Annotated in this window: 16 protein-coding genes; 7 read left to right on the top strand and 9 right to left on the bottom strand. The window is 68.5% G+C overall.

The window, feature by feature from the left end:
- Positions 1-360 (top strand): transposase (locus tag AC060K_RS17360; protein ID WP_483766598.1); only part of this gene is annotated, 360 nt, incomplete at its 5' end.
- Positions 361-448: 88 nt separating this feature from the next.
- Here AC060K_RS17360 and AC060K_RS17355 read toward each other — a convergent pair.
- The 3 genes from AC060K_RS17355 to AC060K_RS17345 are packed head-to-tail and all read right to left on the bottom strand — an operon-like array spanning position 449 to position 2,270.
- Complete coding sequence (locus tag AC060K_RS17355; protein ID WP_483764951.1) at positions 449-847, bottom strand: ubiquitination-like system serine protease family protein; 399 nt, start codon at positions 845-847, stop codon at positions 449-451.
- The gene (locus tag AC060K_RS17350; protein WP_483764952.1) at positions 844-1,986 is read right to left on the bottom strand and encodes a ThiF family adenylyltransferase; all 1,143 of its coding nucleotides are present in this window, start codon (positions 1,984-1,986) and stop codon (positions 844-846) included. Before AC060K_RS17350 ends, AC060K_RS17355 begins: the two co-directional genes overlap by 4 nt.
- Before the next feature lie 2 nt (positions 1,987-1,988).
- Positions 1,989-2,270 (bottom strand): multiubiquitin domain-containing protein, encoded by a 282-nt coding sequence (locus AC060K_RS17345; protein ID WP_483764953.1) that lies wholly within the window; start codon positions 2,268-2,270, stop codon positions 1,989-1,991.
- 105 nt (positions 2,271-2,375) lie between these two features.
- On the opposite strand from AC060K_RS17345, the gene AC060K_RS17340 reads away from it, so the two are divergent.
- Positions 2,376-2,744 (top strand): hypothetical protein, encoded by a 369-nt coding sequence (locus AC060K_RS17340; protein ID WP_483764954.1) that lies wholly within the window; start codon positions 2,376-2,378, stop codon positions 2,742-2,744.
- Positions 2,744-3,871: a HigA family addiction module antitoxin gene (locus tag AC060K_RS17335; protein WP_483764955.1), complete on the top strand. Its 1,128-nt coding sequence runs from the start codon at positions 2,744-2,746 to the stop codon at positions 3,869-3,871. Before AC060K_RS17340 ends, AC060K_RS17335 begins: the two co-directional genes overlap by 1 nt.
- Positions 3,872-4,038: 167 nt before the next feature.
- Here the strand turns inward: AC060K_RS17335 and AC060K_RS17330 are convergent, their stop codons facing one another.
- From AC060K_RS17330 to AC060K_RS17315, 4 genes are read right to left on the bottom strand one after another with little or no spacing between them, the layout of a single operon-like run.
- Positions 4,039-5,244, bottom strand: coding sequence for a Wadjet anti-phage system protein JetD domain-containing protein (locus AC060K_RS17330; protein WP_483764956.1), 1,206 nt, complete (start codon positions 5,242-5,244; stop codon positions 4,039-4,041).
- On the bottom strand, positions 5,241-8,726 hold the full coding sequence (locus AC060K_RS17325; protein ID WP_483764957.1) for an ATP-binding protein: 3,486 nt from the start codon (positions 8,724-8,726) through the stop codon (positions 5,241-5,243). Before AC060K_RS17325 ends, AC060K_RS17330 begins: the two co-directional genes overlap by 4 nt.
- Complete coding sequence (locus tag AC060K_RS17320; protein ID WP_483764958.1) at positions 8,723-9,583, bottom strand: DUF4194 domain-containing protein; 861 nt, start codon at positions 9,581-9,583, stop codon at positions 8,723-8,725. Before AC060K_RS17320 ends, AC060K_RS17325 begins: the two co-directional genes overlap by 4 nt.
- Positions 9,583-11,133 carry a DUF3375 domain-containing protein gene (locus AC060K_RS17315; RefSeq protein WP_483764959.1) on the bottom strand — a complete coding sequence of 517 codons (1,551 nt, stop codon included), beginning with the start codon at positions 11,131-11,133 and terminating at the stop codon, positions 9,583-9,585. Before AC060K_RS17315 ends, AC060K_RS17320 begins: the two co-directional genes overlap by 1 nt.
- A 207-nt stretch (positions 11,134-11,340) precedes the next feature.
- Between AC060K_RS17315 and AC060K_RS17310 the strand changes: the two genes are divergently transcribed.
- Positions 11,341-12,030 (top strand): serine/threonine-protein kinase, encoded by a 690-nt coding sequence (locus AC060K_RS17310; protein WP_483764960.1) that lies wholly within the window; start codon positions 11,341-11,343, stop codon positions 12,028-12,030.
- On the top strand, positions 12,000-12,515 hold the full coding sequence (locus AC060K_RS17305; protein WP_483764961.1) for a hypothetical protein: 516 nt from the start codon (positions 12,000-12,002) through the stop codon (positions 12,513-12,515). Before AC060K_RS17310 ends, AC060K_RS17305 begins: the two co-directional genes overlap by 31 nt.
- 161 nt (positions 12,516-12,676) lie before the next feature.
- Here the strand turns inward: AC060K_RS17305 and dnaB are convergent, their stop codons facing one another.
- Positions 12,677-15,268 (bottom strand): replicative DNA helicase, encoded by a 2,592-nt coding sequence (gene dnaB / locus AC060K_RS17300; RefSeq protein WP_483764962.1) that lies wholly within the window; start codon positions 15,266-15,268, stop codon positions 12,677-12,679.
- 331 nt (positions 15,269-15,599) lie between these two features.
- On the opposite strand from dnaB, the gene AC060K_RS17295 reads away from it, so the two are divergent.
- Complete coding sequence (locus AC060K_RS17295) at positions 15,600-16,994, top strand: MATE family efflux transporter (protein ID WP_483765095.1); 1,395 nt, start codon at positions 15,600-15,602, stop codon at positions 16,992-16,994.
- Here AC060K_RS17295 and AC060K_RS17290 read toward each other — a convergent pair.
- Positions 16,978-17,829, bottom strand: a complete 852-nt coding sequence (locus AC060K_RS17290; RefSeq protein ID WP_483764963.1) for a winged helix-turn-helix domain-containing protein — start codon at positions 17,827-17,829, stop codon at positions 16,978-16,980. The two genes, AC060K_RS17295 and AC060K_RS17290, sit on opposite strands and share 17 nt — an antisense overlap.
- A gap of 419 nt (positions 17,830-18,248) precedes the next feature.
- On the opposite strand from AC060K_RS17290, the gene AC060K_RS17285 reads away from it, so the two are divergent.
- Positions 18,249-22,319: a S8 family serine peptidase gene (locus tag AC060K_RS17285; RefSeq protein ID WP_483764964.1), complete on the top strand. Its 4,071-nt coding sequence runs from the start codon at positions 18,249-18,251 to the stop codon at positions 22,317-22,319.
- Positions 22,320-22,365: the final 46 nt, after the last annotated feature.

The raw sequence follows: 22,365 nt of genomic DNA, 5'->3' as shown, positions 1-22,365 counted from the left end.
AGCGTGAAACGCGACGGACCCGGACGGCCCCGCAAGAGGCCCGACCGGGTCCTGGCCGACAAGGCGTACTCCAGCCCCGCGACCCGCCGCGCGCTACGCCGGCGCGGGATCGCGTTCACCAGCCCCGAGAAGAAGGACCACGCCGCCCACCGGCTCCGCCGCGGCAGAGCCGGCGGACGACCGCCCGCGTTCGACCCGCAGACCTACAAGGGCCGCAACGTCGTCGAGCGGTGCTTCAACCGCCTCAAGCAGTTCCGCGCCCTGGCCACCCGATACACCAAACGAGCCGCCTACTACCGGTCCGAACTCACGATCGCAGCCATCATCCTCTGGCTCCGCGATTCACAGGACACGCCCTAGTGGTGGTGGACCGGACACCTCGCATGTACATAGCGCATCTCTCAGATCTTTCGCTGTCGAGGCGACACCGGGGCTAACGGGCGTGCAATCAGGACCGCGTACGGCGGAAGAGGTCTGCGAGCGTTCGCTTGGCACGGGCCAGCCAGGACAGGTTGAGGTGGAGCGCTGCCGCCTGGTCCCGAGCCTGAGCACGGACGTGCTGCTCGGGGGTCATGTTCGACAACCACCGCACACGAGACGACTGGATGACGTAGTGGGACTTGCAGTCGTAGGCCCCGTTGCCGATCGACGGTGAGAGGCTGACTCGTCCGTCGTACCGGAGGGTCCACCCGGCCGGGCCGAGCGGAGTGACGACCTCGCTGGCACATCCGCAACAACACAGGTGGGCGACGATGTTGTGGGTACCGCTGATGTAGAGCACACCCGGGTCGAGTTCGGTCGGCAGCAGTTCGACGAACCGGTGGTCCATCTCGTGGTGGCGCCTCATGCGATCAGCCTGTTGATCGTGTTGTCGCTCACGGGGTAGGCGAAGGCCTGCATGTCAGATGCCATGTCCGCGTAGAAGCCGAGGTGGCGCTTCCACTGGAGCACCGCGAGTGCTGCGTTCAGGGCATTGAGATCACCGATCTGGATGTTGCGCGCGTACTCGTCGGGTTCAGTGCCGCCGGTCGGGATCGGCACGCGCCGGCCTGGGGTGCTGGTCGAGACGCGCAGCATGCCGGTCAGTCCGGACCCGGTGTCAGTCACACCCATGCCCACGTCGATGAAAGACACGTCCGCGTCCTCGAGGGCGGCTATGAGGCCCTTGCGGTCGGAGTCGTCGTCGAGCGCGAGGAACACGAAGTCGAACCCAGACACTTCCGCGGCGGCGTCGACCTCGAAGTAGGTGGGGTGAGCGATGATCCCGCGCTTTATGCGCGAGTACTGCGCCGCCCAGTGCTCGGCCTTGTTCGGCTGGGCTCGCAGGTCCGAGATGTCAGCGGCGCCTGGTGCACGGAAGGCGTTGTGGTTGATGAAGACGTCGCCGTCGTAGAGGTGGATTTCGGTGACCGGCGTCTTGGCGACTAGGTCCAGGATGTGCGAACCCGTGCCGCCGAGGCCGACGATCGCGATCCGCATGCCGCGAAAGACGGAGTTGAGTGCGGTGGTGCCGGCCCGGCTGGAGGCCGAGTCGCGGTAGGCGAACGGGTAGTCGTCGTCTTCGGGGACCTCGTAGACCGGATAGGTGCGCGCGGTGGCGTGGGTGTCGATGCGTCGGGCCCACCTTGAGAGCAGGTCGACGTAGATGGTGACCTTGTCGTAGTAGCTGCGGTAGTTGCCCTCGGGAGGTTTGGCGGAGAAGTAGATGTTGGTTCGGAAGCCAGGAAGGAACTCGCTGACCTGCGCACCGTTGATCACCTTCGACAGCGGCCTTCCCTCGTTGTCGCAGGGCTCAGAGCCCGCGAAGTGGGTCGTGTGGTCCGGCGGCGTCGTCAGGACGTCGCCGGCCATCGTGGCCGGCATGACGAGCTTCCCTCGGGCGACGGTCTTGTCGGCGGTGACGTAGGGGACGTTGTAGACGACCAGGTGGCCGTCACGCAGTTCGACGTCGTAGCCCTCGTTGAGGAGGCGCGTGAGGTCGTCCATGATCAGGACCGCGTCGTGATCTGGACGCCGAAGCTCGTGCCCTTCTTGACACGAACGCTCTGGCCTGGGGCCAGAGAGCCCGACTCGTTCCCGTGCTGGGCGCGGGTGTACGTGACGATGTACTCGGTATTGGCGTCCGGGTTCTGGCCAGGGAAGGCGAGCCCGACGACCTGCTCGAACGACACGTCCTTGTCGGCGATGAGGTGTGGGCGCGCGTTGATGAAGATCTCGATCGTCTTGGGGCCGTTCGCTGCCTGCTCGGTCAGCGCATCGGGGGAAGCCATTGGGTACCTCCTGTGTGTCGCACAGGGAGCCACGCCGCGACGCGGTAGGCTTTACCTGTCTGGTAAACGACCATACACCACGACGGCTTTACCTGGGAGGTAAAGGTGCAACTGGCGTGGCGCGACTCCGCGCTCGAGCAGACGTGCGCATCCAGCGACGCCCTTGAGCTCCGCTGGCCGCAGTCGGCTGACGCGATCAAGCGCCTCCTGTGGACCGTCAAGCACTGTCGGGATCTCGCCGCACTACTGAGGCACCCGTCCGTCAGGGTCGCACTGGGCAGTCACCGCGCGGAGGCGTCCCTGAGCGTCCAGATGCGTGAGGCGCAGATGCACGGGATGGCGCTGACACGCACCGGCGAAGTCCTTGGCATGACCGAGGCGGACCAACTCCTGCAACATGCGAGCACTACGACGGCACTGCTCATCACCGACCTCATGACAGAGGGATCCGGCAGCCTTCGAGAGGCAATCTGATGTCCACACCCCACACCAGCACGATGCGGTACATCCCACGCGATTTTGAACCTGACTGGGCGGTGGCTCCAGGCACCATGATCCAAGAGACGCTGGAGGACCTGCGGTTCACTCAGGCCGACGTGGCGGCCCGAGCGAGCATCAGCGCGAAGCACCTCAATCAGGTGATCAAGGCGCATGTTCCGCTGTCCCCCGAAGTCGCGATCGCCTTGGAGCGAGTGCTCGGCGTCACCGCGGATCATTGGCTCGCGCTCGAGGCGACATGGCAGGCTCACAGAGCACGTGAGAACTCGGCGGCCTCATTCGCCGGACTCGCATCGTGGCTGCGCCGATTCCCAGCCGACGTGCTGCGAGAGCGGAATATCATTGACTCAGGATCTGAGGTCTCCGCGCGGGCAGATGCGCTCCTGAGGTTCTTCCAGGTCGCCGACGTGACGGCCTTCGAGAAGGTCTGGCTCGCACCGCAGGCGAACTACAAGAGGAGCCAGAAGTTCACCATCGACTCCTACGCGACCGCGCTCTGGCTCCGGCTTGCTGAAGTTGAGGCCGAAGAGTCCCGATCGGAGTGCCCTCCGTTTGACGCCAACAGGCTTCGATCTGTCGCACGCATGCTGCTGCCGCTCACGCGCGAGCCGATCCAGACGGGCTTCAGGAGCGCCCAGGGTCTCCTCAAGAAGGCGGGTGTTCTTCTGGTCTTCGTTCCTGAGATCGCCGACACGCGCATCACCGGTGCGTCCAGGTGGCTCACATCTGGCCATCCGGTGATCGCACTATCGGGGCGCTACAAGTACCTGGACGTCTTCTGGTTTACGCTGCTTCACGAGATCGGTCACGTCCTCCTGCATCCGAAGCGTGCGACATACCTCGACGTCGACGGTGGCGCCGTGCGCGACGATGAGGACCAGCAAGAGACGGCCGCGAACACATTTGCTAGCGAACTCATCCTCGACGATGGTCTCCGCCACGAACTCAAGCACCTCAGCACTGATGCCCAGCTGCATTCGCTCGCACAGCGCGCTGGAGTCTCATCGGGTGTAATCGCTGGTCAGTATGGTCACACAACTGACGACTGGAGGAAGTTCGGGAAGTTACGAACCCGAGCGGACCTGACTGCAGTCCTCCATTGACCTAAGGTGCGTCAGACGGGTCGGTACCGTAAACGGTGGAACTTCCCAGATGAGGAGTTCGTCTGTGACCTCTGCTTCCTCACGCTCCCCGAAGCGCTTGCCCGAACTGGTGCCACACGCCACGACGAGTGCCGGTGAGCGGCCGCGAGCTTCGCGCGAACGCCGCTCTACGTGGACCTGTCGTCGGCAGGGTCCGGCCGTACGACGCCCTCAGCTGCTTCGTGCAGGTGTTGGAGGGCGATGTCGAGCGGGATCCGTTCCTGTTCGACCCTGCGCGGCCCTGTGTGCTCGGCGTCGCAGAGCAACTCGTACAGCTTTCTCTCGTCAGTTTCGAGAGCCAGGTTGACGCGTGGCGGTCGGACGGTAAGGAGCTTCCCGTGCCGGTCGTGCCAGGTGCCCCAGCGTGACCAGGTCGTGTATGCGTCGACATTCATCAACAGGGAGCGGTGGATGATGCCGGCGGTACGGAACTGAGACAGGATCTCCAGGCCGTCCGCGTCCATGTCGCCCCAGTACAGCACCACGGGCGCGCGATGCACCCATGACAGGGATGCGATCGCTCCGGGTCCGGCCCCGTTTCCTTCGATGGCGATGCCTCCCGGAACGTCCGGGAACGCGACGACCGTGTCCTTGTTCTCGCAGATGAGCACGATCTGCGGCGGGTAGGCGAGCTCCTCGGTGTCTCCCGCCGTGTGACAGTCGTGACGACGGCCTCCTGTGCGCAGGTGGTGCGGGTCGAGGTAGGTGAAGTGGACCCGGGACGGGTGCGTCGGTGCGAGTTCCAGGTCGTCCAGGCCGGCAAGCGCGCTCACCAGGTGCTGGGAGGTGTTGAGCCACTTGGCGTGCATGCCGGCGATCGGGATCTGTCGCGGGGTTCGCCCGCGGGCGCCGTCGTCGCGGAAGAAGCGGCCGGCGTCGATCAGCAGGTGGAAGTCGAGCTCGGTCCAGTCGGCCACGGCGCGCACGACGCGTGTGCGCGGGTCCGGCTCGGCCATCGTGACGAACTGGTCGGCGAGCACCTGTGCGCGTGCCCGCGCGCGCTCCAGGCGCGCCGGCCATGCTCCGCCTAGGACGTTCGCCGCGGTCCACGGGTCCGGGACGAGCACGGCAACGGGGATCGACTGGGCCGTGCCCGTGACGCGGCGGGATCGTTCGGCCAGCGGCAGTTCCTTCTCCGTCGCCCATGCCCGCCACTGGTGCACCCACGGCACAAGTCGGGAGAACTGCGCCTCAAGCTCGGCACCCGTGGGCGCGCCGAGCGACACGGACGGCTCCCAGGAGTACGTGGCGCCGGCAGCAGCGGGCGCCCACGCGCGCTGGAGCTTGCGCTCGAGCGCATCCAAGACATCCTTCCGGGTCTTGGGGCTGCTCACGCGGTCATCCGCATCTGCTGGCGGGTCTCTGCGCCGATCTCCTGGACGGCGGAGCGTCCGGTGGTCAGGTTCTTGGTCACGAGCAGGACGGCGTCCATGTGCGGTTCCAGGCCGGCGCACTTGTCGAACGGCGCGCCGACGATGAGCTGGAATCCGAGGTTGGTCCAGGCCTGCACGGCGCGGGAGGCGAACTCGGCGTCGGCCTTGATGAACCCCTCGTCGAGGAACACGGGCGCGAACCGGGGCCTTGCCTTGTCCTGGTCACCGAGCCGGTAGCGCAGCGCGGCGCCGACGATGAACGCGATCAGCTCCTGAGTCTCTCCGCCGGACTTGGACCCGAGCGAGGTGTAGGAGGCCAGGACCTGCTCGCGCTGCCCGACTGGCGCGTCGGGGCTGATGCGATACCGGTCGGCAAGGATCTCCAGGTGCCGGCGTACGTCGAGCAACTCGTCGCGCGCGGAGATCTTCGGGTCGTACTGCGGGTCCTTCGGGCTGCGCAGCTGGGCGAGGAACCTTGAGGCTTGCAGGTAGCGGGCCTCGAGCTGGTCGTCGTTGAGGTTCGCGGTCGCGGTGCGGGCGAGGTCGCGAAGCTCCCTGGTGAACTTCTCCAGCCGGTCACGGCGCAGCACGCGCAGCCGCATCTTGAGCCGGTCGTTTGTGGCGCTGAACGGAAGGGTGGCCAGGATCGCGTTGATCGGGTCGAGCCGTGCGCTGATCTCGCGCCGGGCGTCACTGACCGCGGTCTGCAGCTGGAGCAGGTCGTCAGCAGACCACTCGACCATGTTCGCGCGGAAGGTCTCCTTGAGCTCTGCGAGCTTGGCGGACGACAGGTCTTGCAGCTTGCGCGCGAAGTCCGGGTAGGAGGCCAGGGACGGGGACAGGGCTCCGTCCGGGTACTGATTGAGGTACCGCTCGAAGATGCCTTCGATCTCGTCGGTGGACCGCTGCACCTCGGTGCGGGCGCTGGCGCCCTGCTGGAGCAGCAGCCGGCGCAGCGCGGCCCGGTGCACGTCCCAGCGGTCGAGGTCATCGGGGTCGTCCTCACCGACTGCGTCACGGAAGTGTGCGTGCAGTGCGGTGCGCTGCGCGTCGGTGAGCGCCAGGTTCTCTTGTCGCGCGATGGCATCGAGGTCGCTAACGACGTCGTCCTTGCGTTCTGCCAGGGCAAGCCACGTCTCGTCTGCATTCTGGGCGTCTTGCTCGCTCTGGTAGGCAGCCTTGCGGGCGTCCTCGAGGTCCGCCTTCGTCTCGGCGATGCGGGCCGTGAGCGTGGCGAGTTCGCCGCTCGAGTCCAGCAGCGCCGCGAGCTCCTCGTGCAACCGGGCGACTTGGTCGTCCAGGCTGGCGACGTCGATCTGCTCGAAGGTGGCGCCAGACAGCACCATGTAGGCGTCTCGCTGAGCGTTAAGCATGCTGAGCCTGTCGCCGGCCTGCCGCGCGGGGTCGTCGAGGGTGCCTAGCTCGTGGGTGAGCCGGGCGACCGTGCGTTCGCACTCGGCGATCAGGTCCTCGTTGGAGAACCCGAGGATGTTCTGGTCGTACCGGCGTCCGTGCGCACCACGGGTGCCGTTGCGGGTCTGGCCTCGCAGGGTGACCCGGGACCCGGGGCCGGAGAGCTCGGCCGGGGTGCGCACGCACAGGGTGCGCCCGCCGTGGGCGGAGACGTACCGGGCGACCCACCCTTCGTAGGGGCTGGTCTTGAAGTCGAGCTTACCGCCCACGGTCTGCGGGTCGAGCGGTTCAGGGAGGTCCTGGTTCCGTTCGGCCTTGTCGAACGTGATTCGCCCGCGCAGGTCGAGCTCGTTGATCGCGCGGGAGAAGTCCTCGTACCGGTCGGCGGGCACGAGCATCGTGCGGGCAGCGGTGGACAGCACGACCTCGACGGCGGTCGTCCACTCCCTCTCGTCCTGCGCGACGGCGACGAGCTCGGCGAGGAACGGGGCATCGCGGACGGGTAGCCCGGTGTGCGCGCAAACCTGGTCACGCAGACGGGCCAGGTGCAGGTCCATGCGTGTGCCCGATCCACGGCGCTCGACGAGTTCTTTCTGCGCGGTCTCCAGCTGGTCGCGCAGCTGCCACTGTGTGCGCTGCACCCGCAGCACGACGGCGTCGAGCTCCGACCGTCGGGCCTTGTAGGTCCCCTGGAACGTACGGCCGGCTTCCAGCAGGCCCGTGAACGTGTCTCGGTCGGCCAGGTTCTGACCATCGGGCAGGACGGCGGTGACCCGCGTGCGCAGCCTGTCCAGCTCGCCGGCGCGGACGTCACGTTGGGCGGTCAATGTGGACAAGGACGCCTCGATGGTCTGGATCTGTCCGCCGCCGGCCGCCCTGTGCCGGTCCTCGAGGTCGGCCAGTTGGGACTCGAGGGAGGTCTTGACGGTGGCCGCGTGTGCGGCCGCCTCTTTGGCCTGGTCAAGGTCCTCCTTCGCCTGCACGCCAGCAGCCTCCAGGAGGTCGTTCTCCCGCTCGAGGCTCCACAGGGTCAGCAGGGACGGGCCGGTGGAGTCAAGGCCGTACGTGTCGAGCTCGGCCAGTTGGTCGCGGGCGGTCTGCAGTCGCTGCCAGGCTGTCGCGGCCGGGCGCAGCAGTGCGGCCTGGTCCTCGGCGTTCTTGGCCCTGCGGTAGTTGGCTTCCAGGTCGGCGAAGTGGGCGAGCGCGTGGTCGGCCTTGGCGTAGGTGTCGGGCTTCTCCAGGACCAGTTTCTTGTACAGCTCGTCCACGGTGCGGAACTGGTGCCCTGCCTGAACATCGGCCAGCAGGCGCAGCGCCTCGGCCCCGTTGCCGTTTGCTCCGATCCCGAGCTTGTCGAATAGGCGAGCGGCGAAGGCGGTGTAGGTGTCGAGCACAGTGAGGCCGGGCACGAGGTCGCGCATTCGGCGGGCGTCAAGGCCCGCGCTGCGGATCTCGTCGAACACGCGCAAGTCGAGGTCGCCGTCGAGGGTCAGCATGCGGGCGTTGACCTCGCCGCCGAGGCGGGCGTGCGCGGGAACCTGGTAGATGCGAGCTGCGGTGAACTGCTTGCCGTTGTCGTTGAGGAAAACCATCGCGACCCCGCCCCACGTCGCGGTGCCGTCGCCGCGCATGACCTGGGCGTGCTCCTCGCCATCGGCGTCTGTGGTGATGTCGGTCTGCCCGCGCAGGTAGGAGATGAGGGAACGTTGCTCGGCACCCCGTGCACGCCCGACGCCGGTGTTCGACGCGCCGTTGAACGCGGTGTCGGACGGCATCATCAGCGCGGTGTACGCGTCCAGGAGCGTCGACTTGCCCGAGCCGGACGCCCCGGTCAGGAGTGTGGTGCCGGGCTGGAACGTGACCTGCCGGTAGCCGTGGAACCCGCCCCAGTTGACCAGCTGGAGCCGATACGCCTTCCACTGGGTGGTGCCGGGTGATGCGCCCGGGATGCTGAACAGCCCGTCGCCAGGGCTCAGGTCCGCCTCGATACCGGGTAGGTAGGGGTCGTGGTCCTCATTAGCGGTGCTCACACCTGCTCCCGCGAGGTCGTGGCGGGCTGGATTGTTTCGCTAGCAGGCCCAGACCCGGGATCGGGGTCCGTCTCTCGGGTGTAGTGCCCGGCGCGAGCCGCCTCGACGTAGTCGTCCATGACCTGCTCGGGCTCGGTATCGGACCGGATCCACGCCAGGAGTGACTTGAGGGTGGCCAGGTCGAGCAGAGCCTCCAGGGCGCGCACCGCGATCTCGAACCGGTCCGCGTCCTTGCGGCCGATGAGCAGCCCGGTCGAGACCAGGGACTCGATCGCCCGGTTGGTGCGCTGGGCGTCCCGCAGCTGGTCGGTGGTGTCTGGGGGGCGCAGGCTGGCGACGTGCTCGAGCAAGTCTGCGCGGTCGACGAACGCCCTGGTCCGGCCGGCGTTGACCTCGGCCCGTGCCAGGGCGCGCAGGTGCGCCAGGAGGATCGTCTCCTCCCGGTTCCATTCGGTCGCGTGCAGCAGTGTGGGGAACTTGCCTGGGGTGGGGCTGGGGACCTGTCGCTTGAACGCGACCTCGCGTTCGGTGTCCAGGTGCAACGTGAGGTACATGTCGTTCAGGCGGCGTCCGATCCCGACCTGGTTGGCGACCAGCGCCCTGTACTCCTGCGGGTGGGACGCCGAGGTGATGAACCGGTTCTTCATCAGCACGACCAGCGCCCGCCGGCCGGCGGGGTCCAGGCCGCCGTTGTCCCCCTCGAACTCCGATAGGGACGTGGACGGGCTGATCTCCGGGTCGCGGTAGCCGTCCCAGTCGTCCTCATCGGCGTCGGCTGCCGGGGAGTCCACGTCCCGTGCGGTGTCGTTGCTGATCGGCCAAGTCGGAGTGCTGCGGAGCGGGAAGTGTTGTTCCATCACTGTCCTCCGCCGGGCGTGCCGGCCTCGTCGGGCCGCGGTTCCGGTGGTCCGATGACCGGGATGCGCGCGGTGTAGAAGGTCCGGGTGCTGCCATCGGGGCGCACCGCGTAGTAGGAGTCGACTTCTCTGTCCGATGCGGGCGTCGCGTCCTCGACCCCGGTCGTCAGGTGGCCGCCTGCGGCAAGGTGCAGCAGACCGAGGATCTCCACCGGTCGACGCCGGTCGGGCTCAAGATCGTTGAAGATTCCCGCAAGCGTTGCCGGGTCGTTCGGGTCGGCCTGAGCGAGTGCGCCGGCCAGGATCCGGCGCAGGTCGGCGAGGGACGGCCCACCGAAGGCAAGGATGTCTCGAACACTGGTCTCTTCCGTCTCGTCCTCGGGCCCGTCCAGGTCGATCGGTGGCGGCGGAGCGTTGCGCTGCGGGTCGTAGAACCGGCGGGGCAGGGAGTCCAGCTCTGGGCGCTGAGGAAGCATGTCGAACGGCACCCGGGTGCGGGGGCCGGTGCGGGTCAGCCACCGGGAGAACTCGTGGTCCAAAGCGCGCAAAGTCTCGTCGAGCTCGCGGTCACGGGCGACGTCGTGGGTCGACAGGTAGTTCTTCAGGGCACGGGTGGTTGCGGCCCGCTGACGCAGCACCGCGTTCATGCCGCGATGGATGAGCTGGACGATGGAGCGCAGCTGGGTCCGGTCAGTGTCATTGAGGATGTCGCGCCCGTACTCGTTGTCCACCAGCGCGGTCAGGTCCTTCTGTAGCTGGTCACGCACCTCGTCGTCGCGCAGCAGCTGCAGTGCACCGGCGAACGCCTGCCCCTCGGGTGTAGTGGCCATGAGGTCCCGGGCTCGTTCGAGGTAGCGCCCGACAGTGTCACCGACCGGTCCCTCGTGCGTGCGGAACTCCTCCAGGACCTGGCGTCGGATCGCCTCGAACGACTCCTCGACCCGCTTGAAGTCCGACGGCAGGCCCGAGATGAGGTCGAGCACCTCGCCGTAACCCGTCAGCAGGAAATCGGTGCTCGGCGCGGGCATCGCAACCGTGTCGTCCAGGAGCCGGTCGCGGTCCTCGACCAGCTTCGCGATCTGCTCGTTGACCAACCGGATGCGCTCGGTGCGGGAGACGTTCGTCGTAGCGTTGAACCGGCGCACCGTGTTCAGGATTGTTGCGATGCGGTGCTCGGACAGTGTCGCACGCTCGTTGCCGAGGCTCTCGACCAGGTCCAGCGCCCGCCGAGCGTAGGAGGACAGTGTGTAGACCTCCTCCTCACCGGGTTCGACCGCGGGTCGGTTGAGCCACTTGCCCTTGACCCACATCTGGCACAGGGCACGGCCCTCGACGTCCGGGAGACCGTCGATGCCTTCCAGGCGCAGGTCGTTGAGCAAGTTCGTGATCCGCACATGCAGGACCGACACCGGGACGGCCTGATCTTGCCCGCCGAAGCACGTGATGAGCAGCGACACCGTCAAGTGTGCACGCGGCCTGTGCAGCAACGTCAAGGTGGGCTGATCGAAGGCGGAACGTACACGGGCGTACGTGCCCACAACGTCGCTCATGCGGCCTCCGGACGATCCCTAGTAGTGAAGCAAGCCAGCGAAGAGCGACCTGCAGCCATCTAGAAACTAGCGGCAGGCACTGACAGTGACGCTTGCGCCCACGGGTGAACCCGACAGGCTCCCCCACGTGCGTGGACACGCAACCCGGCCTCGGCCGTCGTCGACAGGACCGCAACCTTCCCCACCAAGAGCACGACACGTCCGCCGATGCGCCTGATGGAAGAAGAACTGGACCACCCCCACGTGGCCAAGATCATCGACCACGGCGACTTCACGGACACTGACCAGATCTGGTGCGCGATGCCGCTGGCCGTCGGCAGCCTGGCCGACGAGATCGACCAGGTGACGAACGACCTGGCGAAGGTCGCCGACCTCGCGCGCCAACTGTGCGCCGGGGTCGGTCACGTGCACGAGCGCGGCGTCCTGCACCGGGACCTCAAGCCCGGCAATATCCTGCGCAGTCCCGAGGGCAACTGGCAGGTCAGCGACTTCGGGCTGGCTCGTGAAGACGAGCGCCGGTCTCTCGCCTTGACGTCCACGCTCGCCCAGGGCATGGGTACCCGGATCTACGCATCCCCCGAGCAGTGGCGTCAGCCTAAGTACGCCGACCCGCGAGACGACATCTTCGCCATCGGCAAGATCCTCCAACACGCGCTCACAGGTCAATACCCCATGGATACTGCTGACCAGATGCCCGAGTCGCCGCTGCGACCTGTCATCCAGAGAGCCACTGGCCCGCGTGACAACCGCTACCCCGACACAACCTCCGTGCAGCGGGCGACCGACCAGGGCCTGGCCAGCTATTCCTCGCGTGGGAAGACCCCGCGGACCGCCTGGCCAGGCTCCGCCCGCGCGTCTCCGGCCCCGTGTTCGACCAGGTCGCCGCCGACGAACTGATCCAGTGGCTCCTCAGTGACGACATCGACGCCGAGATCGACTCTGCGGGTCGCGCCCTCATTAGCGCCTCCCACGACACCGTCGAGTACCTGTGGACGACCAACCCCTCCGGGCTCCGCCGAGGCTGGGCCGAGGTCACCACATGGATGCGCTCGCAAGGCTTCGAATTCAGCTTCTGCGACACACTTGCCAATTCCACCAGCATGATCGTCGCTGTCACTGGGGACACCGACGTCCTGCGAGAAGGAGGCGGAGCGCTCGCCCGTGTTGGCGAAGCACACAACCGATGGCATGTCCGCGACGTTTTGACCGCACTCCTGCAGTCGATCCGAGCCCCGGAACACGCCCTCGCCGCGCTCGAAGGACTCCAGGACGTGCCACCCACTGCGGTCGACTGGTCCATCACCGACTTCGCAGCCAGGACCATGCACCCGGTCCTCCGCAACGGCATCCGAGAGATCCGTAAGTCGGCACAAGCGTCCTGACCGATCGAACTCGAGACCCCGTCGAGCACCAGAACCCGCACGCTTGCACGCCACCACGCCGACACCATCCTGTTAGGTGAGGACTTCCGGGTAAAGAAATCGTCATGCTACAGAGGCGCAGGATTGTGCAATCTAGGCTGCACGTCGACAAGGGCGCCCGGCTACACCTGCATGTCGACGAAGCGCTGGTAGTGACCCTGGAAGGCGACCGTGATGACGTCGGTGGGGCCGTTACGGTGCTTGGCCACGATCAGGTCGGCCTCGCCGGCGCGCGGGGACTCCTTCTCGTACGCATCCTCGCGGTGCAGAAGGATGACGACGTCGGCGTCCTGCTCGATCGAGCCGGACTCTCGGAGGTCGCTCATCTGCGGCTTCTTGTCCGTGCGCTGCTCAGGACCACGGTTCAGCTGCGAGATCGCGATCACCGGCACCTCGAGCTCCTTCGCCAAGAGCTTCAGCGCACGGGAGAACTCCGAGACCTCCTGCTGTCGCGACTCGACGCGCTTGCCGGACGACATCAGCTGGAGGTAGTCGATCACGACGAGCTTGAGGTCGTGACGCTGCTTGAGCCGGCGGCACTTGGCCCGGATCTCCATGAGCGACATGTTCGGCGAGTCGTCGATGAAGAGCGGCGCGTCCGACACCTTGCCCATGGTGGCGGCGAGCTTCTGCCAGTCGCCGTCGTCCATCTTTCCCGAGCGCATCCTGGTCAGGGGCACCCGCGCCTCGGCCGCGAGCATACGCATGGTGATCTCGTTGCGGCTCATCTCAAGCGAGAAGATGACGGAAGCCATGTTGTGGTGGATAGCGGCGTGGCTGGCCACGTTGATGCCGAGCACGGAATTGTGCGTGGGCACCATCGACCGGCTTGCCAGGTACAGGTGCGCTGGGTTGTCCACCTCGACGCAACGCACGGGCACGGAGGCAATGGGCCGCACATCGACGACGAAGCGCGACGTCAGCTTGGCCGTGGGTGGGCGACGGCGTTCCTTGTGCACTAGCCGCTTCCGCTCCAGCAAGAACACGTCGTCCTGCGTCGTGAAGGTGATCGTGAACGCCGTAGCCGTCGACTCGGTCCGTCCGTTTACGGGCCTCTCCGACCACCCCGTCCGGTAGCCGAGCGACAGGACCAGCTCGCGGGCGTCGATCGCCAGACGGCGGTTCGTCACCGTGAACTGCACGCTTCCCTGCGGGTTGACGGTTCCGTCGCTGTCCAGCAGCCCAGCCAGCAGCGCCCGTCGCTGGTCTTCGCTCGCGCGAAGGTACATCGGCGGGATGTGCTTGTTCTCCAAGACCCCCAAGTGGCGCAGTCGGCCCCCCATGGTGCCGTTGGTGTTGTGGCAGGCCTGGCAGCGGCGGAATCCCCAGGTGGGCTTCCCACAGTCAGGGCAGGTCGGCTGCTTGGCCGGAGCTGAGACCTGTCGAGCTCGCCCGCCGCAGGAGCGCCCGCAGGTGCGGATCCAACTCATCTTCGGAGTGAACTCGATGCCGCACACAACGCACTCGCGGACGACCGTCTCCGGAGCCGGCAGCAGGAGTTGGTAGGTGCGCGCTGAACCCTTGACCGCGCCCCGTGCTTGGGCGACGTAGCCGAGCTCCTCGATCCGCGCCGCGATCTCCGGGTCGGCCGAAGTGAACTCCGCCCGGCGTGAGCTGCCGTCCCCCAACCAGATGCCCAACGCGTACGGGTGGATCGGCAGGTCCGCCTCGGGCAGATTGAGCGGCTTTGCTGTGGACACTGAGTGATTGGCCCGTTGGTCCGAGGTCGCGCAACGAACCGTGGACGCGAGCTCTTCGGTCGTGCGCACCGACGTCGCCGGCGTACCTCCCGTGGGGGTCTTGCGCCGTTGCGCCCGGTCGCTCGTCACCCACTGGTGCTGCGCGTCGGCGACGATCGTCGTCCCGTCGTCGAACACCACCTCGTAACAGGGGCGGTCGTTCATGACGTCCGTGGCGGCGACGACCTGTGTCGGTGTGCCGTCCGCCCCGAGGAGCCAGTCGCCCACAGCAACCTCGCCCATCGTGGTCCAGCCGGTCGGTGTGGGCAACGGGGTGTCGAGCGCGAGGGCCTTACCGACGGCCGGGCGGGCCGCCACCACGATCATCTGGCCGGGGTGCAGGCCGTTCGTGAGGCGGTCGAAGTCGGAGTAGCCGGTCGGCACGCCCGTCATGCCCTCGCCGCGGCCCTGCGCTGCGTCGATCTCGTCGAACGTGGGCCCGATGATCTCGGACAGCGGGAGGTAGTCCTCCGACGCCCGCCGCTCCGTGACCGCGTACACCTCGGCCTGGGCGTTGTTGACGATGTCGTCCACCTCGCCGCCGTCGGTGGCGTAGCCCATCTGCACGATGCGGGTGCCCGCCTCGACGAGCCGGCGCAGCACGGCGCGCTCGCGCACGATGCGCGCGTAGTAGCCGGCGTTGGCCGCGGTGGGCACGCCCGCCATGAGGTCGTGGATGTACGGGGCCCCGCCGATGCGCGCCAGCTCGCCGCGGCGCGCGAGCTCGGCCACGACCGTGATCGCGTCGGCCGGCTCGCCGCGCCCGTACAGGTCGATGATCGCGTCGTAGATGGCCTCGTGGGCCGGGCGGTAGAAGTCGTTGCCACGGATCTGCTCGATGACGTCGGCGATCGCGTCCTTGGACAGCAGCATGCCGCCCAGCACGCTCATCTCGGCCGCGATGTCCTGCGGCGGGGTCCGGTCGAGGCCCGGCGTCCTGGCCGGGGCAAAGCTCTCGAGCTCCTCGATCGACATCCACACCTCCGCTTCACCGTCACTGCCCGACGCGGGCCGCCTGCCCGGCACCGTGTCCCTCACACCAGTTCTACTCCGGGTGACCGACACGATCGTGCACCTCGTCCTCAGGCGTTTCCCCGACGCGCGCCCGATGACCGTACGGCTGCGCCTCAGCCACCGCAAGGAGACCTGTGGACAGTGGTGTGCACAGGAGTGTGGAAAGGTGGCACCGGGCTGTGCACACAGGGTGGACAACCCTGTGCACAACTGGGGATAGCCCCTGTGCACAACGCCACACATGCCGCCTGACCTGCGGTAACAGTTCCCTCAGCCTGTGGAGAAAAAGAAGTTGGGCGACATCCGCCACACCCGCCCCCAGAGGGCTGCCGACACCACCTCCCGGCGCCGCGTCGACCGCGAGATCCTCGCGCTCGCCGTACCCGCCCTCGGGGCTCTGGTGGCCGAGCCGCTCTTCGTCCTGGTGGACAGCGCCGTCGTCGGGCACCTCGGCACCCCCGAGCTTGCCGGGCTGTCCCTGGCGAGCAACCTGCTGCTCACCCTCGTCGGCCTGTGCATCTTCCTCGCCTACACGACCACCGCCCAGGTGGCCCGGCTCGTCGGCGCAGGCAGGGAGCGCGAGGCGCTCCGGTCCGGCATCGACGGACTGTGGCTCGCCCTCGGCCTCGGTGCGGTGCTGGCCGTCGCCCTGGCCACCACCGCCCCGCTCGCCGTCGAAGCGCTCGGCGCCCGTGGCAGCGTCGGGCAGCATGCCGTGACGTACCTGCGGTGGTCCGCGCCCGGCCTGCCCGGGATGCTCCTCGTCCTGGCGGCGACGGGGGTCCTGCGAGGCATGAAGGACACGCGGACCCCGCTCGTCGTCGCGACGGCGGGAGCGGTCGTCAACGGGATCCTGAACGTCGTGCTCGTGTACGGGGCGGGCCTCGGGATCGCGGGATCGGGCCTGGGCACGGCGGCGACCCAGCTGGGGATGGGCGCCGTGCTCGCGGCGGTCGTGGTGCGCGGGGCGCGTGCTCGCGGAGTGAGCCTGCGGCCGCACCTCCCAGGCATCGGTGCCGGCATGTCGGCGGGGGCACCGCTCCTGGTCCGTACCCTCTCCCTGCGGCTCGCGATCCTGCTCACGGTGGTGGTCGCCACCGACCTCGGTGACGTGTCGCTGGCCGGCCACCAGGTGGTGAGCTCCCTCTGGGGTCTCGCGGCGTTCGCCCTGGACGCGCTCGCCATCGCGGCTCAGGCCCTCGTCGGGCACGGGCTGGGCGCGGGGGACGTAGGCCACGTGCGGGGCGTCCTCCGCCGGTGCCTGCAGTGGGGCGTGGGGGCAGGAGCAGCGATCGGCCTGGTCCTCGCGGCGGCGGGCTGGTGGATCGTCCCCCTCTTCTCGCCGGACCCGGAGGTGCGCGTCGCCGGCGCCCTCGCGCTGGCTGTCTGCGGCCTGCTCATGCCGATGGCGGGCTGGGTGTTCGTCCTCGACGGCGTCCTCATCGGCGCCGGCGACGGCCGCTACCTCGCCTGGGCGGGCATGGTCACGCTCGCCGTCTACGTCCCGTTCGCGCTCGCCGTCCGGGCATGGGCGCCCGACGGCGGACCCGGCCTCGCGTGGCTGTGGGCGGCGTTCGCCGGTGTGTTCATGGCGGCCCGGGCCGTCACCACGGGACTACGCGCCCGTGGTGAGGCCTGGCTCGTGACGGGGCCTGAGCCCCGGCCCACCCTCAGGACGCGACCATGAGCCGGTAGCCCACCCCGCGCACCGATGCGACCTCGAGGTCCCGTACCGCGGTGAGGCGCTTGCGCAGGCGCTTCACGGCCGACGTCACGTGGTCCGGGTCGCCCAGGTACTCGCTGTTCCACACGGTGGCGGTGAGCTCGGCGAAGGACCACACCCGGTCCACCCGCGACGCGAGGACCGCGAGCAGGTCGAACTCCCGCACCGACAGGTGGATCTGGCGTCCGTACGCCGTGACCTCGCGCGTGGCGGGGTCCAGCGTGAGCGGGCCACGCACGAGGGGCGCCGGACGCTCGACGAGGTCGTGCATCACCGGGGCGCGGCCCGTGCCCGGTGAGAACCGGGGGCGCAGGGTGAGCCGCGGGGTGCCCCGGTGCATCGCCGCGACGCGCCGGACGGTGCCGGGCGCCGGGACGGCCTCCGGCTGGGGCCGAGGTGGAGCGGCCGGGGTGCCGCTCACCGGCACCGCACCACGGACCACGGGGATCGCCTGCGTCGCCGTCGCGGGGACCGCCCCGGACTCCGCCGCGTGCTGCCGCCGGCGGTACCGCGCGCCGGTCGCGCTCCGGGTGCTGACGGTGACGGGTGGTTCGATGCCGGGACCGGTCGGAGCGGGGACGGGGTCGGCCGGGACCACGCTGACCGCACGCGGGCCGGGGGCACCGTCCGCCCGCGGTGCGGGCGGGCCGAGCAGCGCCCGGGCTCCCTCCGTGTCGGCGGTGGCGAGCACGACGCCGTGCCCCCGGAGAAGCCGTGCGATCTCGCTGACCTGGCTGAGTGACAGGCCGACGCAGACGACGTATCCGCCGTCCGCACCCGCCACGGGCTCGTGCGTCATGGACCACCCTCCCTGACGACGCTGACCTTCGGGGTGTTCGAGACCCGTGGATCCGGAGTCCCGCACAGAGTCTTGCCCGAAACCGTACCGTCGAGGTCAATTGTTGGTTACCGGCCTGTGACGAGGTGAAATTGGCGCATTCCTGCCTGGGTGGCGGGTTTGCGCAGACTAGGGGTGAAGTTCTTGACGTAGACCTTGCGGCATGGGGGTTGTGTCCGGTATGGCCGGGCCGTGAAAGTGGCCTTACTCGGTGAAGTGACCGCAAAGAGTCTGCCAGTTGACCGGTAAATGTCCGTAACTTGACCGGCGACCAACCTTGTTGCTCCGGACGACTAACGCGACGGTTGGTGAGGCCCACGACCGTGGGTCGTCGCATGCATGCCCGCCTACCGGAGGGTGTGCTCGCACCTGGAGGCTCCATGCACCATCGCACCATGCTGGCGAGGCGCGGGGCGGTCGCTGTCACAGCGCTCGCGTCGCTCCTCGTGACCTCAGCGCTCGGCGTCGCACCGGCGCTCGCCGCGCCGTCACCGACCTCGGTGTCCACAGCCGACGTGGCAGTCGCCGCGGAGGACAAGTTCACCACAGCCGCCAAGGACCAGCTCGAGGCCGGCAACGCCGACTTCTGGGTCAAGATGGCGGACACCACCGACCTCACGGGAGCGCAGGGGATCGTCAGCTGGGCCGACCGGGGTCAGTACGTCTACGACGCGCTGATCAAGACGGCCGAGGCCTCGCAGGCAGGCACCATCGCCGCCATCCAGGCGGCCGGGGCCGAGTACGAGGCCTTCTGGATCAGCAACCGCATCCTCGTGAAGGGCGGCTCGCTCGAGCTGGCCACCGCGCTCGCCGGGAGCGCCGAGGTCGAGCAGATCCACGAGACACAGACGCTGGAGCTCCCGGAGCCGGTCGAGGCGGCGCCGTCGGGCCCCATCGGCCTGGACGCCCCGGAGTGGGGGATCAACGCCATCCGCGCCCCTGAGGCGTGGGCGATGGGCGTGACGGGCGAGGGCATCGTGGTGTCGAGCGTCGACTCCGGTGTCCAGTACGACCACCCTGCGCTCGTGAACCAGTACCGCGGCAACGACGGCGACGGTACGTTCACGCACGACTACAACTGGTTCGACACCTCCGGTCGCTGCGGCGGCGTCCCCTGCGACTACGCGGGGGCGAGCAGCCACGGCACCCACACGATGGGCACCATGCTGGGGTTCGACGGCGGCTCCAACCAGATCGGCGTCGCTCCCGGCGCCGAGTGGATCGAGTCGAACGGCTGCGACACCTGCTCCGACGCCGACCTGATCCAGGCCGGCCAGTGGATCACCGCGCCGACCGACCTCGCGGGTGCCAACCCTGACCCGGCCAAGCGTCCTCACGTGGTGAACAACTCGTGGGGCATGTCGACGGCGGGCTCCATCGACCCCGAGTGGTACATGGACGTCACGGCGGCCTGGGAGGCGGCCGGCATCTTCGCCGTCTGGTCTGCGGGCAACAAGGGACCCACGTGCGACACGACGTCGTCCCCCGGCGCGAACATCTCGTCCTACTCGGTGGGCGCGCTGCAGTCGAGCGGCACGATCGCGTCCTTCTCCTCGCGTGGCGAGGGCGAGGGCGGCCAGATCAAGCCGCACATCGCGGCACCGGGCGCGTCCGTGCGCTCGTCGATCATCAACGGGCAGTACGGCAACCTGTCGGGCACGTCGATGGCGGCGCCGCACGTGGCGGGAGCAGTCGCCCTCCTGTGGAGCTACGCCCCGGCCCTCGTCGGTGACGTCACCGAGACGCGCCGCCTGCTCGCCGAGTCGGCTGTCGACGCCGACGACACCACCTGCGGTGGTACCGCCGGGAACAACAACGTGTACGGGGAGGGCAAGCTCGACGTGGTCCGCCTCCTCGAGCTCGCGCCGCTCTCGGCCGGCACCTTCTCCGGCACCGTGACCGGTGGCGGCGCCCCCGTCGCCGGCGCGTCGGTCGTCTTCGACGGCGCGACGGACCGGACGGTCACCACCGCCGCTGACGGCACGTTCTCCGTCGGCGTCGAGTCCGGCACCTACTCCGTGACGGCCTCAGCCTTCGGGTTCGTGGCCGAGACGGTCTCGGCGTCGGTCGAGGCCGACGGCACGGCGACGGTCGACTTCGACCTCGCCGCGGCCCCCCGCTTCACCGTCTCCGGCACCGTGTCGGAGGCCCTCACCGGCGGGACCGTGTCGGGCACCACCGTGACGCTCTCGCCCGGTGGCCTGAGCGCCGTGACCGGCGCGAACGGCGGCTTCTCCTTCGCCGACGTGCCCGCCGGCACCTACACCCTCGCGACGCCCGCCAGCGGGTGCGCGGCGCCGTCCAGCACCACGGTCGTCGTGGACGGGAACGAGACCGTCCCGGTCAAGATCTCCTTCAAGTACGACGGCGGCGGCTACTTCTGCGCCGTCGGCACCGGCGGCTACGTGTCCGGTGACACGAAGCTGACCCTGACCGGCGACGACGTGGCCACCTCGGTGCCGCTGCCGTTCGCCTTCCCGTTCTACGGCACGGACTACAGCACCGCGTACGTGTCCTCGAACGGCTTCCTGAACTTCCTGGCGAGCTCGACGTCGCTGAGCAACGTGGCGATCCCTGCCGCGGGGGTCCCGAACGCCGCGCTCTACCCGTTCTGGGACGACCTGCTCATCGACTCGTCGTCGGGCGTCTACACGGCGACCAGCACGATCGACGGGGTCCAGGCGTTCACGCTCGAGTGGCGCAACGTCCGCAAGTACAGCCCGTCGACCGACCGCCTGAACTTCTCGGCCACCCTGTTCGAGGACGGGAAGGTCGTCTACGGCTACGGCGACCTCACCGAGACTGCCACCGCCAAGGGCAGCTCGGCCACCGTGGGCATCGAGAACGCGAACGGCACCATCGCGTCCCAGTTCTCGTACAACACCGCCGGCTTGTCCGACGGCCTGTCGCTCACGTACGACCTCGCCCCCATGGGCACGGTCTCCGGCGTCGTCAAGGACTACAACACCAAGGCCGGGATCTCCGGGGCCACGGTCACCGTGACCGCTGCCGACGGCACCGCCAAGGTGCTCACGGCCGGGGCCGACGGCACGTACAGCGCGGACCTGGTCATCGGCCGGTACACGCTCGTCTTCCAGGCGGACGGCTTCGAGACCGTCACCAAGACGGTCAACGTCACGGACGGCGCGGCCCTCACCTCGAACGCGCAGCTCAAGGCAGGCAAGCTGACCGTCAGCACCACGGCGATCACCTCCAGCCTCGCCATGGGCGGCTCCGTGTCCCGCAACATCCGGATCACCAACACCGGCTCCGCGCCGGCCGAGGTGAACCTGTCGGCGGGTGGCGACGACTTCGGCATGCTGGGCGCGACGGGCACCACCGGCGTGATCCAGGGCGCGGAGAAGGCGGCCACGGCCGTGAAGACCCCCGGCACGGCCGGTGGTTCGGCGTTCACCACGGCTTCCACAGAGAGCAAGGGGCTCGCGGCCGCCGCGACCTCGGTGACACCGCAGCTCTCGGTGGACCCGAACGCCACGACGATCACGCACTCCGCGTCCCAGGAGATCCTCGCGGTCAACTCGGTCGCATGCCCGAGCGGTCCCACCCAGCACCTGCGGACGTTCACGCTGAGCGACTTCGGCATCGACGGGGCGTTCGACGTGTCGAGCGTGTCCTTCGGCGTGGAGATGAACCGTCAGGCGCAGGACGTCGACGTCAACCTCTACACGCTGACGGGTGACTTCGTGTACGCGAACCTCACCCCGATCGGCACCACCACGGTCAACCTGCCCGCGCAGGAGCTGACGATGGTGGAGGTCCCGGTCACGGGTACCGTCGCCGCCGGCGGCACCCTCGTGGTCGAGATCGCCCAGGAGGTGGGTGGCTCGTTCTACATCGGCTCCAACGACGACGGCGAGACCGCGCCGTCGTACATCGCGTCCGAGACGTGCAGCATGGCGGAGCCGGCCCCGGTCGAGGGCGAGGGCTTCCCCGGCGTGCACTACGTCATCAACGTGACGGGTGACGAGGCCGGTGGCGGCTCGGGCGTCGAGTGGCTGGACATCCAGCCTCCGACGTTCACGCTGGCCCCGGGCCAGAGCGTCGTCGCCATCGCCACGATGACCGCCGCCGTCGACCAGCCGGGTACCTACACGGCGAACATCAGCGTCGGCAACACCACCCCGTACACCGTCGCCCCGGTCACCGCCACGATGACCGTCAAGGCGCCGGCCGGGTGGGGCAAGATCACGGGCACCGTCTCCGGTGACGGGACGCCGCTCGACGGCGCCGTCGTCCACCTGGACGGGGTCTCGTACGACGTGACGCTGCTGACGGACGCGGACGGTACGTACTCGTACTGGATGCAGAAGTCGAACGCGCCGCTCCAGGTGACCGTGTCGGCCGAGGGCTTCGTCCCGAAGACCGGACGGGCCCAGATCGTGGCCGGTCAGACGACCGTCTACAACTACAACCTGTCCCCGCTCCCGTAGCGGTCACGCACACCTGACGCACGCGGCCCGGTCACCTCGCGAGGTG

The organism is Antribacter sp. NEAU-D49 (genome assembly GCF_057158775.1).
Note: the sequence above shows the minus strand (reverse complement) of the source record. Positions and strands in the feature narration are given on the sequence as shown.

What these genes read in the sequence shown, in the direction of transcription:
- AC060K_RS17355 (WP_483764951.1), bottom strand. Translation starts at nt 847, where the DNA reads ATGAGGCGCCACCACGAGATGGACCACCGGTTCGTCGAACTGCTGCCG.
- AC060K_RS17350 (WP_483764952.1), bottom strand. Translation starts at nt 1,986, where the DNA reads ATGGACGACCTCACGCGCCTCCTCAACGAGGGCTACGACGTCGAACTG.
- AC060K_RS17345 (WP_483764953.1), bottom strand. Translation starts at nt 2,270, where the DNA reads ATGGCTTCCCCCGATGCGCTGACCGAGCAGGCAGCGAACGGCCCCAAG.
- AC060K_RS17335 (WP_483764955.1), top strand. Translation starts at nt 2,744, where the DNA reads ATGTCCACACCCCACACCAGCACGATGCGGTACATCCCACGCGATTTT.
- AC060K_RS17320 (WP_483764958.1), bottom strand. Translation starts at nt 9,583, where the DNA reads ATGGAACAACACTTCCCGCTCCGCAGCACTCCGACTTGGCCGATCAGC.
- AC060K_RS17315 (WP_483764959.1), bottom strand. Translation starts at nt 11,133, where the DNA reads ATGAGCGACGTTGTGGGCACGTACGCCCGTGTACGTTCCGCCTTCGAT.
- AC060K_RS17310 (WP_483764960.1), top strand. Translation starts at nt 11,341, where the DNA reads ATGCGCCTGATGGAAGAAGAACTGGACCACCCCCACGTGGCCAAGATC.
- dnaB (WP_483764962.1), bottom strand. Translation starts at nt 15,268, where the DNA reads ATGTCGATCGAGGAGCTCGAGAGCTTTGCCCCGGCCAGGACGCCGGGC.
- AC060K_RS17290 (WP_483764963.1), bottom strand. Translation starts at nt 17,829, where the DNA reads ATGACGCACGAGCCCGTGGCGGGTGCGGACGGCGGATACGTCGTCTGC.
- AC060K_RS17285 (WP_483764964.1), top strand. Translation starts at nt 18,249, where the DNA reads ATGCACCATCGCACCATGCTGGCGAGGCGCGGGGCGGTCGCTGTCACA.